General features: G+C 39.1%; 8 protein-coding genes. All 8 read left to right on the forward strand.

The features are described from left to right. Positions 1-1,689: 1,689 nt before the first annotated feature. The 8 genes from coaD to QME03_RS02610 all read left to right on the forward strand — a co-directional run bounded on the left by coaD (position 1,690) and on the right by QME03_RS02610 (position 14,550). On the forward strand, positions 1,690-2,139 hold the full coding sequence (coaD, locus tag QME03_RS02575; protein WP_281723361.1) for a pantetheine-phosphate adenylyltransferase: 450 nt from the start codon (positions 1,690-1,692) through the stop codon (positions 2,137-2,139). Between the two features lie 21 nt (positions 2,140-2,160). Further along, on the forward strand, positions 2,161-2,583 hold the full coding sequence (gene ybeY, locus QME03_RS02580; protein WP_273112741.1) for an rRNA maturation RNase YbeY: 423 nt from the start codon (positions 2,161-2,163) through the stop codon (positions 2,581-2,583). Between the two features lie 244 nt (positions 2,584-2,827). Next, positions 2,828-4,918 carry a M48 family metallopeptidase gene (locus QME03_RS02585; RefSeq protein WP_281723362.1) on the forward strand — a complete coding sequence of 697 codons (2,091 nt, stop codon included), beginning with the start codon at positions 2,828-2,830 and terminating at the stop codon, positions 4,916-4,918. Positions 4,919-5,941: 1,023 nt separating this feature from the next. Continuing rightward, positions 5,942-7,813 (forward strand): tRNA uridine-5-carboxymethylaminomethyl(34) synthesis enzyme MnmG, encoded by a 1,872-nt coding sequence (gene mnmG, locus QME03_RS02590; RefSeq protein WP_281723363.1) that lies wholly within the window; start codon positions 5,942-5,944, stop codon positions 7,811-7,813. A 227-nt stretch (positions 7,814-8,040) separates the two neighbouring features. After that, on the forward strand, positions 8,041-8,571 hold the full coding sequence (locus QME03_RS02595) for an adenine phosphoribosyltransferase (protein ID WP_025816784.1): 531 nt from the start codon (positions 8,041-8,043) through the stop codon (positions 8,569-8,571). 527 nt (positions 8,572-9,098) lie between these two features. Beyond that, on the forward strand, positions 9,099-10,958 hold the full coding sequence (gene uvrC / locus QME03_RS02600) for an excinuclease ABC subunit UvrC (RefSeq protein WP_281723364.1): 1,860 nt from the start codon (positions 9,099-9,101) through the stop codon (positions 10,956-10,958). A gap of 908 nt (positions 10,959-11,866) precedes the next feature. Then, on the forward strand, positions 11,867-12,013 hold the full coding sequence (locus QME03_RS02605; RefSeq protein ID WP_281723365.1) for a hypothetical protein: 147 nt from the start codon (positions 11,867-11,869) through the stop codon (positions 12,011-12,013). Positions 12,014-12,714: 701 nt separating this feature from the next. Beyond that, entirely contained in the window at positions 12,715-14,550 is a 1,836-nt protein-coding gene (locus tag QME03_RS02610; RefSeq protein WP_281723366.1) for an erythromycin esterase family protein, read from the forward strand. The last annotated feature ends 248 nt before the right edge of the window (positions 14,551-14,798 follow it).

The following is a 14,798-nucleotide window of genomic DNA, read 5'->3' on the forward strand; positions in this document are numbered from 1 at the left end:
CTTATGGGCGAGTAATAACACAAATGGCACTGATTATGCCTTTTTGCTCAACATGAGTACTAGCAATGCACTGGTATTCTTAACCCCGTGTTTGACAAATCTGCGCCCTCGGTCAGGGTTTTGCTACCCTCTACAGCAGGGCTTTACTCGCCTTATAAGTAGTTTGCAAACGCTAGTTCTATATATAAATACTTCTCTCGATTGGCAGTAAGGGCCTTGCAGATTGTTTTGATGTTGTGGTCTAACGCTGTTTCTTTGCGGTTTATATGGTTTAATGATTGGAGGGGGCGCGAATATTGTAAATTATTCGGCATAGATTTTAACATTATGAGTGGCTTTTTTCTAACCAACGGCCCACTCGACCGCAAATATTCGATTCTCGCGAGCGTTTCGTTTGGCCAAAAACAACCTAAGCCAGAAGAGGTAAATAAAACGAATTTTCGAAGAATAATACCGCGTTTTGCATTAATTTTCGTGTGTTTTGCAGCAAAACGCAGTGCTAAATGCACCAAAACGCAGTGCTAACTCCTACTAAACGCAGTGCTAACTCCTACAAAACGCAAGGCTAAATGGTGCTAAACGCAGGGCTAAATGGTGCTTTTTACTATTCCTGGAGAGGGCTAGAAGCATTGAAATGCTACTGATTTTACTTCTTCCTGGGGTAAAAAGTGGGCTAAAATAGGCCTTTTTAGTGGTAAAAAGCTGTTTTTGGGGCGATGAAAAATCGCGAGTTGGCGACCAAATAGAAGCGCTAAATGGTGCAAAATGCAGATTTCGTGCTCAAAATTGCCGTAAAACGAAGAGGCAACAGACTGAATTTGGGGTAAAATGCATGCTTTTTGGCTGCTTTTTTGTCTAGAAGGGGTCGGCTGGCAAGGTGTGTTATGTAAAATTTTATTACCCTATTTAACCATAGGGGTATGCCGAATGTATTTTCTTTATCCAAGTTTGGGATTTAGGATGGGTTTAAACTCAACGCCATCTTGCCAGTTGAAGTACATGTTGTGGTATGCCCAATACGCTATTTGAGGACTTTAAACTCATCAATACATACTTAAGTTGGCACGATTTCTAGAAAAGGGATGAGGGCAAGATATATAGAAGTAAGAAAAATCACCACAAAAATGGCTAAAATTTCGCTTCAAACACACAACACAAAATGGCACAAAACTACTGGATTTAGAAGCATAATTCTGCACAAACCACCAAATTCGGAGCGAAAAGCCTAAAAACCACGCTTTTTTGAGTATGCTATTTAACATAAAAATCAGTAGTATAAACTCTGCTTTCTAACACCATTTGCTTGATAAAAAATAAACGATGGAATGGTGAAAAAATATTGATTGTAGTGCGATTATGGTTATAAAAATAATAACAATAAAGGAAAACAGAACAATATATGTTGCGAAATAATTACAATAAAATTGGCCTAAAAATTTGGTTATCAATTGAGAATAGCCTATTTTTGCAAAAAGTAGGTCGCAATCGGAACGCTACTACAAGCATATGCACCACGACTCGGCGCGATGAAACCGACTGGGAGACGTAACTTGATTACTGGTTAACTGGTCAACTCTTCCACTTGTATGAACGTCTTCACTTGCCTACCACAACCAATGCTTGCCCTTAATGGCAAAAGGGGGCGAGCAATAAGAACAAAAAAAGATGTAATTGCCACTTGAATTGCGCATGAAAGTAGGTCTTTTTACAGGAAGTTTCGATCCCTTCACCATCGGACACCAGTCGATTGTGGCACGTGTGTTGCCGCTTTTCGATAAAATGGTTATCGGTGTTGGCGTAAACGAACGCAAACAATGCATGTTCAGCAGTGAAGAAAGGGTGAATGCCATCGCCCAACTTTATGCCGACATCCCCTCCGTGGAGGTGCGTGCATTCAACGATTTGGCCGTAGATTTCGCCCAAAGGGAGGGGTCGTGGTTCTTCGTTAAAGGCGTGAGAAGCGTGAAAGACTTTGAATACGAACGCGAACAAGCAGACATTAACCGAGCCTTAGGCGGCATAGAAACATTGCTGGTGTTTGCCCAACCGCAACATGCTAGCGTTAGTTCGTCGCTCGTTAGGGAGCTTATTCACTTTGGTAAAGATGTCTCGATGTTTCTACCAAAGAAAGAAAAGTAAACCCAAGAAGAAGTAAAATTTATGATTACATATAACACTGACGGCGTTAAAATGCCGAAAATAAAAAGGAAAGAAACCTCTGCTTGGATAAAAGCTGTGGTTAAATCCTATGGAAGAATGGTGGGAGAAGTGGGATATATGTTCGTAGACGATGAGAAAATCTTGGAAATAAACAAGGAATATCTGCAACACGACTACTATACGGACGTTATCACATTCGACTACGATGAAGACGACGTCGTTAATGGCGACATCGTTATCTCGCTCGACACCGTAAGAACAAACGCTGAATTGTTCAACAAGGCGTACGAAGACGAACTCTACCGTGTTATCATTCACGGAATTCTTCACCTATGCGGACTAAACGATAAGGGTCCGGGGGAAAGAGAAATCATGGAAAAGGCAGAAAACAAAGCCTTGGAAATGAGAAATGGCGCTTTCTGATACCTGAAAAATCGCCGATGAAATGGGGGAAACCCTAGGGGAAGGACCTCCCCACAACAACACAACAAGCGCATACGTGCGCACAACAGCTGAAAAAGCAGGGCGATAAAAAAAACGTAACTAATCCTTTTCGTATCGCAACGCCCTCGCATGGCGCAAAAGTGTTTCCTTGAAGAGCGCCACAAGGAAATTTATCTAAACTACGTGTTTACAAAACACGCCTAAAATTTAAATCTTTGAACGCATGAGAGAAAACAATGCAATAAGAGCATTGGGTAAAAAGGTTATCTACCGTATTGCCCTTTTCGTGCTTGTCTACCTCTCTCTCGTTGCCTTAGGCCTACTACTGCTCTACATTGGCTATAAATGGGCAACATCCTGGGGAGTAGGTTTGATGGAACAGGTGTTTGACAGCACCAACAGCGGGATTGTGATGCTGATAATCATAGGCATATACCTCGGCATTATCGCACTGTGCTTGATGTTCGGACTCTTCTTGTTGAAATTTATCTTCACACGCCAAAGCGACGAAGAGGATGGCAGAATACTGGTAAACGAAAACGATTGCCCGCAATTGTTCCAACTAATAAGTGAAGTGGCTCAGGCTACTAAATGCCCCATGCCTCATAAAGTGTTCCTCTCTACTGAAATTAATGCTTGTGTTTTCTTCAACACCACTTTCTGGTCGATGTTCTTTCCTGTAAGAAAAAACCTTGTGTTGGGCGCTGGCTTGTTTGCTACAACTAGCACCGAAGAGATTAAAGGCATTCTAGCTCACGAGTTTGGACACTTCTCGCAAGAAAGCATGAAGATTGGTTCGGTGGTTTATACGGCCAATATCGTGCTGGGAAATCTGGTCTATGGCGAAGACGCCTGGGACAGATGGGTTGACCGCTGGAGCGGATTTGAATGGAGTCCGTTCGCTATTTTCGGCTCGCTTACACGCTTCTTCACCGTTACTGTGAGATTGCTGTTGCAGGCTGTTTATAGATATGTGAATATCGCTTATCGCGAATTGTCGCGACAAATGGAGTTCGATGCTGATAATATCGCCTGTAAAGTGGTGGGAAAGTGTGTTATGGCGTCGTCGCTTTATAAAACGGCGGTGATGATGCAATGCAGCTCTAACACGCATGTGGCAATGATGAGACTCGATGAAAAGGGCAAAAAAGCCGACCCTTTCGAAATTCTGGAGCTGCTATCGCAAATTAAAGCTAACGAGGAGGGCAAAACACTTGAGGCCACGCAACTGCTTTTGGCCGAGGTAAAAACGAATGATGAACCCACAGCGAGGTTCTCGTGCAAGGATGTTTGGGACTCGCACCCCTCGGATAGGGAACGTATTCAGCAGCTGCAAAATATACCCAGACCATCGAACGAACCACTTTTGCCAGCCTGGAGCATTATGCCTGTGAGGTTAAGACAAAATTTGGGCGAACTGATTAAGTTTGAACACAAAACAAATGAGAACGAAAGGGTGCTGATTACAGGCGACGAACTTAAGCAATGGCTTGAAAAAGAACTTATTACCGAATTGCTAGACATGCGCTTTAGACGCTTCTTTATGGAATGCGGATGTATCGACCTCTTTAACCCTATGGAGGAGACTCCGGCAGAAACGGTGACTTATCCCTTCACAAAGCGCAATAGAAACATTGTTACGGCTTATATCAGGGCTTTCGAAGACGCTGAACAGATGATTGAAATCATTAACGGCGACCTTGAGGTTAGCGCGGCTTACTATAAGGGTAAATGCTATTCTCCTGACGAATTACCGACAGTTGAACATAGTCAATATATGGAAAAGATGCTGCCTAAACTGAAAAATGTGTATCGAGAGATTTACACTTACCTCAGAGCGGGCAAGCAAGGCGAGGTGGTTGAAAGGCTTTACGAACGCTTGTTCTTACTGAATAAGTACATAGAATCTTATCAGGAGAATATCATCGCACCGGCCGAAACAATGGTGGAAACATGGAATAATGGCAACAAACAGAAGAAAGACGAATCGGCTTTGTTTAGTGAGTACGTGCAGATTTTCAACGAGCTGAAGGGTATCGTTCCATCTATAACTCCGCTGCTAAGCGACGATTTCATCGCTAACGAGAGCTGTGAGGGCATTGTAAAACTGGTGAACGAATGCGATGTGGCTAAACTTGAAGCGCACAACGAAGAACAAATGGAAGATATTAATGAGTGCCTTAGATTGCTGTCGCCTTTCCTTGATGTGCTGCAACAGCAATACGAGGAACTGAAATTGACTATCGGAAGGATTGCTCAGGCTGAAGAAGAGGGCGAAATGGCTTGCGAAGAGAATGCGAAAGCTGTGGTGTAACAAATTGGCTGCATGCTTTGTCTCTAGCAAAATGCCACATACAGCTTAGATTTGACGCTGTTGCTTTATTGGTTTTGTAGTGGCTAATTGTACTAGAATTTGTATTAAAGGGCTTAATAACGTAAGAAATGGCGTAAATAAAGGGGTTACTGCTGGTGTATCGCCTTAGCTTGTAAGCCCTAACAGATATCATAATCTTTGGCGTTACAGCTTTGTACGTCATACCATAAATGCACTACTGAGGATGAAGGATGGCTACGGCCATCCTTTTTTGTTGCACTTAATTTGCATATATGGTTTGTAAACTCTATCTTTGTAAGGCCGTTGCAATACCAAATGTCACATCTGGCATGCTTATCGTGTTGCAAACGCTTGATTTTCAGAAATAAAAGTGCTTGCAGAATATCTTGTGAGCCATATATATAACGCAACGAAGAGGCCATTTAATGACCTCTCTATTGCGCATGCACGCATTGTGGGATGCTAAATAACGCTCAAACAATGGCGAAAGGGGCTTGTACAGGGGAAGTTGTTTCCCTAACTCGACTGCTTTTCGGGATGTGTAAAACCTATAAGGAATAAAGTAACGTTGAAATGATACGGAGTAACGAAGCTAAAAGTGGTCGGTAAGATGAGACTTGCGTTTGAGTTACACTGATTAAGGAATGGGGTTAAATAGAAAAGAATTTCATCAATGCGATAAAATATTAGTATTATTGATATTGCATCGTTTCGTTGTCAATTTATTTTTCTGAAATCTTAATTGCTTATCGCTGTTCTTAAATGGGTATCACAAGGACTTCTATGCATATCGGTGAATGGGCTGTGCTGCTGGCAACGTCGACTTGGCTTAGCGTTAGTTACTACTTGTCACCTATATGTTAAGGCGTGCGAACGAGTAGGCTAAGAATGGCCTACTCGCGAACAACGGCTTGTCAAATGATGAACGCAATGCCTTTGATGCGCAACCTTTTCTCATTTACTCGTCAACAATAAAATCAAGCATATACAGCAATTTAGAATATGATATTTAAATACGATGTCCTTGTCATTGGTGGCGGTCATGCTGGCTGCGAGGCTGCTCGTGCAGCTGCAAAGCTAGGCGCTAAGACCTGCCTTATCACCATGGACATGAACAAAATAGCACAAATGAGCTGCAACCCTGCAGTGGGTGGCATTGCTAAAGGCCAAATTGTGCGAGAGATTGACGCATTAGGCGGTGAGATGGGTATTATTACTGATGCCACATCTATACAGTTCAGAATGCTTAACAAAGGCAAAGGTCCTGCCGTTTGGAGTCCTCGAGCTCAATGCGATAGGGCTAAATTCATCACTAAATGGCGCGAAACACTCGATTCAACCGAGGGTTTGGATATATGGCAAGACCAAGCTGAAGAGCTCATTGTAGATAACGGCACTGCCGTGGGCATTAAAACGCAATGGGGTGCGGAGTTCAGAGCAAGGGCTATCGTGATTACTGCGGGTACTTTTCTCAATGGCTTGATGCATATCGGTAAGACGCAAATACCTGGCGGTAGATGTGCTGAGCCGGCAGTGTATCGATTAAGCGAAAGCATTGCTCAACATGGCATCTCCGTTGAACGAATGAAAACAGGAACGCCTGTAAGAATTGACGCGAGAACCGTGCATTTCGAAGATATGGAAAGGCAAGACGGCGAGGTGGATTTCCACCAGTTTAGCTATATGCCTACGCCTAGAACACTGAAACAATTACCTTGCTGGACGTTCTATACCACTGCCGAAGCACATCAAACTTTGCAAGAGGGCATTGCTGATTCGCCCCTTTTCAACGGACAAATTCAAAGTACTGGTCCGCGTTATTGCCCTAGCATTGAAACAAAACTTGTGACATTTCCTGATAAGGAACAGCATCCGCTGTTCTTGGAACCAGAAGGAGAGAATACTGCAGAGATGTATCTCAATGGTTTTTCATCGAGTATGCCCCTTGATGTGCAACTAAACGCATTGCGTAAAATTCCTGCATTGAGGGATGCAAAGGCTTATCGTCCGGGTTATGCTATTGAATACGACTACTTCGACCCTACGCTTTTGCATGCTTCGCTCGAATCGAAGGTGCTTAAAGGACTGTTCTTTGCTGGTCAGGTAAATGGCACAACGGGATACGAAGAGGCTGCAGGACAGGGTTTGGTTGCGGGTATTAATGCTGCAATGGCTTGTAGTGGCGGACTGCCTTTCGTGATGAAAAGGGATGAAAGTTACATTGGTGTACTGATAGACGACCTCACAACAAAGGGTGTTGACGAGCCTTACCGCATGTTTACATCTCGTGCAGAATATAGAATTTTGCTCCGTCAGGATGATGCTGATGCAAGATTAACGGAACGCGCATATGAAATAGGGTTGGCTTCGAGAGAAAGGTTTGATCACTGGGTGCAGAAAAAAGAATGCATTCAACGGATTATTAGTTACTGCGAAACGGCTACGGTAAAGGCTAACGATATCAATTCGGCGCTTGAACATTGGGGTACGTCTCCGCTAACTGGTACAGTAAAATTGGTTGATCTTATCGCAAGACCACAGCTTAATGTACGAAACTTAGCTGAAGTGCTTCCAGAACTAAAATCTGTTATTACAGAAGCACCAAACAGACAAGAGGAGATTATGGAGGCTGCTGAAATAAAAATGAAGTATAAAGGCTATATCGAACGCGAGAAAATCGTTGCTGATAAAATGCGTAGACTAGAGAATATTCGCATTAAAGGCCACTTTAATTACGAAGAACTGCACGAAATTTCTACGGAGGGACGGCAGAAATTGGCACGTATCAATCCTGAAACGCTAGCACAGGCTTCGCGCATCCCTGGCGTCTCTCCGAGCGATATTAATGTATTGCTTGTGCTGATGAATCGTTAAGTAGACAACTGCACGACAAGTAATTTGATAACAAATTACACTTGCCTACTCCACCCCTTCGCAACTGCTCCTCAAACAAACGACAAATGCAAGAGAACGCAGACAATACGCAATCAATTACGATTAGAACGAATTAAAATGAGTGCGAAAACAAGGAGTTATAGAAAAGAGAGGATACGTTCCACGTGAAACAAAAGATATATAAATAGAAACATAACTTACTGTAAATGAATAACAAACTATTGCTGGACAATCTGCGTTGTATACCAGATTGGCCGAAGAAAGGGATTAATTTTCGCGACGTAACAACGTTGTTTAAAAACCCAGAATGCATCAAGACCATCACAGATGAGATGTGCGAGATTTACAAAGATAAAGGTATAACAAAAATTGTAGGCATCGAATCGCGAGGCTTTGTTATGTCGTCGGCTGTTGCCATTAGATTAGGAGCTGGCATTGTATTATGCAGAAAGCCCGGAAAGCTACCTTGCGAAACGGTGCAAGAAAGCTATAAAAAGGAATATGGCACAGATACCATCGAGATTCATAAAGATTCGATTAATGAAGACGATGTTGTGTTGCTACACGATGACCTTCTTGCTACTGGCGGTACAATGAAAGCAGCATGCGATTTGGTGAAGAAATTCAATCCTAAAAAGATTTATGCTAATTTCATTATTGAACTGGTAAACGAAGATCTTAACGGTAGAGCGGCCTTTGATAAGGATATTGAGATTTCTACGCTCATTCAAGTATAGGTTTAATTTGGAGAAACAACCTGTATTATTCGGTTCTACTGTTAGAACTATAATTATTCTGCGTTATAACGGGAGCATCTTAACATCTCCATACAACATAAATCATGTGGAGAATTGCTAAAGATACTCTCGTTATTTTGCTACTTGGATAACGAAACAAATGGTTCAATGCCTTATTATCGCGATTTAGTTAGGATAGTGTAGCTCTATTATCCTTAAACTAAAGAGCAAATAAACAACTACAATATATAAAAGAGGAATTAATACGGCGTAGACTCAATGCCATTTTAACAAGGTATTAGTGAAAATAATAAGTAGCAGTGAAATAAATAATGGGAATAAGGTCGTAGTTGTAATTATACTCCACCCTACCCGCTTTAATAAATAACGAGGAAGGCTTTCCGTTCTTGGTACTTCAAAAGGAATAAACTGTCGAAGGGGAAAAGAATGTGATGCTAACTATATATTTTTTGTTTCACGTGAAACAAGAAAACGCGAAACACTAGTGTACAAAGGACTTTGGAAGCATGACAAAAGAAGAAAATGAAAAACGATTGGCACACCTAAAAGGTATTGTGCTTAGTCTGCCAGAGAAACCTGGTAGTTATCAATTCTATGACGAAGACCACAATATTATATATGTTGGTAAAGCCAAAAACTTAAAGAACAGGGTGTCTTCTTACTTTCATAAAGAAGTAGACAGATACAAAACGAAGGTGCTTGTTAGTAAAATCTTCGATATTTCTTATACGGTTGTAAATACCGAAGAGGATGCTTTATTGCTCGAAAATGGTCTTATCAAAAAGTATAACCCTAGATATAACGTTCTTTTGAAGGATGGTAAAACCTATCCCAGTATTTGTGTTACAAACGAATTGTTTCCTCGAATATTCAAAACCCGCACAATTAATAAGCGTATGGGCACTTATTATGGTCCTTACAGCCATGTTCCCACAATGGTTGCGCTGCTTGAATTGATTGCTAAGACTTACAAACCGCGTACTTGTAGATTTCCTATTACTCGTGAAGGTATTGAAATGGGCCGGTATAAAGCGTGTCTAGAATACCATATTCACAACTGTGATGCGCCTTGTATTGGTAAACAATCGTGGGAAAACTATCAAGAGAACATTAAACAAGCGAGAGAAATACTTAAAGGTAATACGCGAGAGGTGTGTAAAGCACTATATGAGGAGATGCTGAAGAAGGCTGAGGAACTTAAATTTGAAGAGGCTGACACCTTAAAAAAACGGTATTTATTGCTTGATAATTATTGTGCGAAGAGTGAAGTTGTTAGTTTTAGTATTGCAGATGTAGACGTTTTTAGTATTACCGACGACGAATTTAACCGTACTGCGTTTATTAATTACATCCACGTAAAGAACGGAACGGTAAACCAAAGCTTCACTTTTGAGTACAAAAGAAAGCTTGAAGAGAGCAAAAAAGACATTCTTGCATCTGCTATTCCTGAAATTAGAGAACGTTTTAATAGCAAAGCTAAGGAAATTATTGTACCTTTTGAAATGGAATGGGCGATGCGAGAGGCTGTATTTATCGTACCTCAACGAGGCGACAAACGACGTTTGCTGGAACTTTCTGAGATGAATGGTAAGCAATATAAATTCGATAGACTGAAGCAAAACGAAAAGTTGAACCCCGAACAGAAGGCTGTTAGACTGATGAAGGAGTTGCAAACCAAACTGCAAATGGATCGTTTGCCATATCAAATTGAATGCTTCGACAACTCTAATATATCAGGAACGGATGCTGTTGCTGGTTGTGTTGTGTTTAAAGGGATGAAACCGAGTAAGAAGGATTATCGCAAATACAACATCAAAACCGTGGAAGGACCCGACGATTACGCCTCGATGAAAGAGGTGGTAAGACGTAGATACATGCGTATGATGGAAGAAGAATCACCCCTACCCGACCTAATAATTACTGATGGTGGTAAGGGACAGATGGGCGTTGTGCGCGAAGTGGTGGTAGAAGAACTACATTTAGACATTCCCATTGCTGGTTTAGCCAAAGACGATAGGCACAAAACCAACGAACTGTTCTATGGATGGACACCGCAAGTAGTGGGTTTGGACGTGAAAAGTGAGCTTTTCCATGTGCTCTCACGCATACAAGACGAGGTGCACCGTTACGCAATTAGCTTTCACAGAGACAAACGTAGCAAGCATGCCTTGCACTCTGAACTTGACGAAATCAAAGGTATTGGGCCCAAAACGAAGGAACTTTTATTGAAGAAATTAAAGTCGGTTAAGCAGATAAAAGAGGCTTCTTTGCAACTACTTATAGAACTTATTGGTAAGGCTAAAGCGCAAATTGTGTTCAATCACTGGCACGAAAAAGATATTAAGGAAGAAGATGGTCTATATTGAACTTAAAATTTTAAATAAATAAGCAAAAATAGTAAGGATAATAGTCTTTGTATTAGGTAATAAAAGAAATATTTATAATTGTTGTTTCTATCTAAACAAAAGTTATAATACACAATTAATATCCTGATTATCAATATGTTATTATATTATTCCTGGATAAACAACCAGTATTTCTTGCACTTTATACTGATACAGAGCGATAATAACTTGTAAACTTAAAAAAAGAATTAGGCAAATGGTACGAAAAGGATGCTTTTCGACGATATAAAGTGGATTACTAGACAATAACGTTAAATCTATCGTCTGCAAATCGATTTCTTAAATCCAAAAGGTTTGTTTCGAATAAGGTTGTAAAAGTGTTGTAGAAAAAAAGAAGACAACATGTAATTGTCTCCAAAAGCACAATAAATAATGTGAGTTTGAGGAAGCATGGCTGTCTGTTCTCAAATTAAGAATTTGAAAATATAAGTCGACTGCTATTCAAGACCATGTAATTGAAGACCAAAATAAGCCTCATATTAAGATTTTGGGTCTTACAAGTTTAGAAAAAAATTGGCCTTCTAAATGGTAGTGAAAAACGAAAAGCAAAACTTAGTCTGTATTTTACTGATTATCAGTACGTTATAAAAGTCACTAAAATAAGGCGTTTTTTGCAAGCTTCCGGCCGATTGCTCGCAAATATTCGATTCTCCAGGTTAATGAATGTTAATCAAAGAAAGGTAGATGCAAATTTTTGTTTAATAAAAAAGATGTTAGGTCTTTTAAGTCAAAACGTATTTCAGTTGAAAGTTGAAGATACTTGAAAGAATTGATAGTGTAAAAACTACACAAAGTTATTATAATGTGGAGTAAATAACACACGAATAAAACATAATGAAGATGGTACGATTGATAAAAATCGATAGTTTATGATGATAGCGGGAGAACAGGACTATGGAATAACACCTTATATAAATAATAAGTCAAAAGGAGAAATAAAAGAACGCAACGAGAAGAATGAAGAAAGAGCTATCATTAAAATGTTTATGCTAACAAATTTAATTATAACACTGTGATTACTCCCCCACTCCCTACAAGAAATAGATAAAGACGAAAAGAAGAGAACAGCGTAATTGGGCACAGTCATAAAGAAAATACTAGTGTAATAATGGTATGTTACAACATACCTACTCTATAAAAGAGCAGTAAACCAGAAATTCATAAGGCTATAGCCCAGTAATAGAAATTGCTTAAGCAAAAATAAATCTGCAAAATCAATTTTGAAACGATGTTATAAACTGTTTCAATTATGTTGTAACCACCAACTAAAAATAAGAAATACAGCTTAATTGCTTGCGATAACAAAATTAGTACTTATCCTGTTTTGTAGAAAGGAAGTAAAAGACCTTCAAAAAGCAGAAATAAAATAAGGAAACATGAAAAAGGAAATTAAATTAAAAAATTAAGAATGAATAGAAAGTATTTGTGAAAAGAATAAAAGGGATAAGCAAAAGAAACAAATCATAGTAACAAAAAGAAATTAACAAATAAAACAAGATAAAAAACAATAACAAAGCAATAGAAAACAGACAATTACGTTTATAAGAAGAGAGAGAATAAAGTATTGACTTACAACATCAAACTTGCGAATTAAACTTATACTACGTTTAGAAATAAGAAGTAATTTTGATGTAACAGTTAGAAAAGATGAATAATAAATTATAAGAAGAAGAGAAATTTACAGGTTTGAAAATAATAATAAAGAGTAGATTGAAAGATGAAGCCTACAAAAATAAAATTATTATTCGCGATAATAATTTGTCTATTACCAGGCAATAAAAATATTCTTGCCCAAGATAAAACATTTGGCTATAGATGGATTATGCACCAAAAGGATTGGTATCAAAAGGTAAGCACTGACGAAATAGATGGACAAAAATCACTACTACTTTATGCAAGAAGTAATGCTAAGGGGAAAATAGGTACTTTAATACCTGTATTTCAATTAGATAAAAATGGTGCTGAAATAACAATAACAATCAAGTATAAAAGCAACAACTGCAAAAAAACATGGTTAACGCTTAGCAAAATTGGGGAATGTGAGAGAATCATAGCCAATGATACAATAATATTGCCCACAAAAAACGAATGGTTTGAAATAAATCGAAAAGTAAAAATAAAAGATGCTTTATTGCTAAACGTTATATTAGAAGCTGAAGGAAGCCACGAGAAAGAAAATAAACTTTGGATAAATAAATTTGGAGTATATGCCAATGGTGGGAGATTAAGAAATGAAGTCATCACTCTTAACCATAATAACACCTTAAGCAACGATAATTATCGCATAAAAACAACCGCCAGAAAAAGCGGCAATAACAAAGAAAACTTATCTTCAAAAATGCATAACAAAGAACTCAAGAGTGAAAGTTCTGCATTAGAAAAATTGCCTATCATCAAACTTAACAACGCAGATTATAGTGAAATACCTAGTATGAACGCAAACATATTGGGTATTGGCGAAACCATACACGGAAGTAAAACGTTGGGAAACGTTGCATTTAATATGATAAAACAACGAATAAAAGAAAATAATTGCAAATTGGTATTGCACGAATTTCCTTTAGAAAGTTCCTTATTTGTAAACCGTTATATTAAAAACGATCCGCGTTTTAAGCTTGAAGACATAGAGCGTTATATGGAAGGGAGTTTATCTTCGGAGACTACTATCGACTTTATTAAATGGCTAAAACACTATAATACAACACATAACAATACAGTTTCGCTTTGGGGGATGGATTTAGAAAGTATGAAAATGGCAGGCGGAATAGACCTCAGTGAGTTTGTTGAAACTTTGTTTAAAGAACAGAGAAATGCACAAATAGACAGCATAGTAAACAGACTTTTAAACGGAGAAAGCAGCGTTTCAGACCAAAAAGAATTGACCGAGAGTACAGGTATAATAGGTAAATGTCTTACCGAAGATGAACGCGAGATAATAAAATGGTGTTTACTAACAAACCAAACTTATAAAGAAACCTACGACAGACTGGTGCACAGAGACATAATTATGGCCAATATATGTTACAAACTGATTGAAATGTTAACCAAAACAGGAGAAACTACCTCCATATATGGCCACTTTTCACACCTCAACTATCTTGTTGGTGGCGACATGAGCAGACATGATAACTATGCTATGGGGCATTATATGCGCGCACAATATGCACATAATTACCAGGCTATCGCCCTTTGCACTTATGCCGGAACCACCCTTAACGCCTTAACCGACAAGGTTATTGGCGTGGCAAAGTTGGTTGATGCACCAGTTGGAAGCATCGAGCACAACTTACAAACTATGGCAAAGGGCATGCTTTACCTACCTACTAAATACCTTGATTGCACGTATATGGTAAAAATGCGCGAACTAGGAAACAGCAACAACCCTCAACAATTTTTCTATATATCGCCTAAAGCACGTGCTGAAGGCATATTATTTGTACCCTATAGTGTAGCAATAGAGAAAAGTGAAGATGTGCTTAAACGCTATCTTAACTACATAGATAACACCGTTAGGAGGTATTTAGAGAAAGCAAAAAAGCAAAAGAAGCAGTAAGACAGAACAATATTATTTACGTCTAGGACTTTTAGAGAGGTTTTTAAATTGTTATATAAGTAAATTAATTAGTCATTAAAAGTAATATGTTTCTTTTCTTGTTAAAGTCATCCACAACATTTACACATTCTAAATTCTCTAATTAGGGATATTCAGTAAATATCTAACTAATTGTTTATAAGTGCAGTATGTGATTTGTACCTTTACATAAAAACCCCCGAACGACCCATCACGGGCAGAATCGGGGG

The organism is Hoylesella shahii, from assembly GCF_937990675.1.
Taxonomy (GTDB): Bacteria; Bacteroidota; Bacteroidia; order Bacteroidales; family Bacteroidaceae; genus Prevotella; species Prevotella shahii.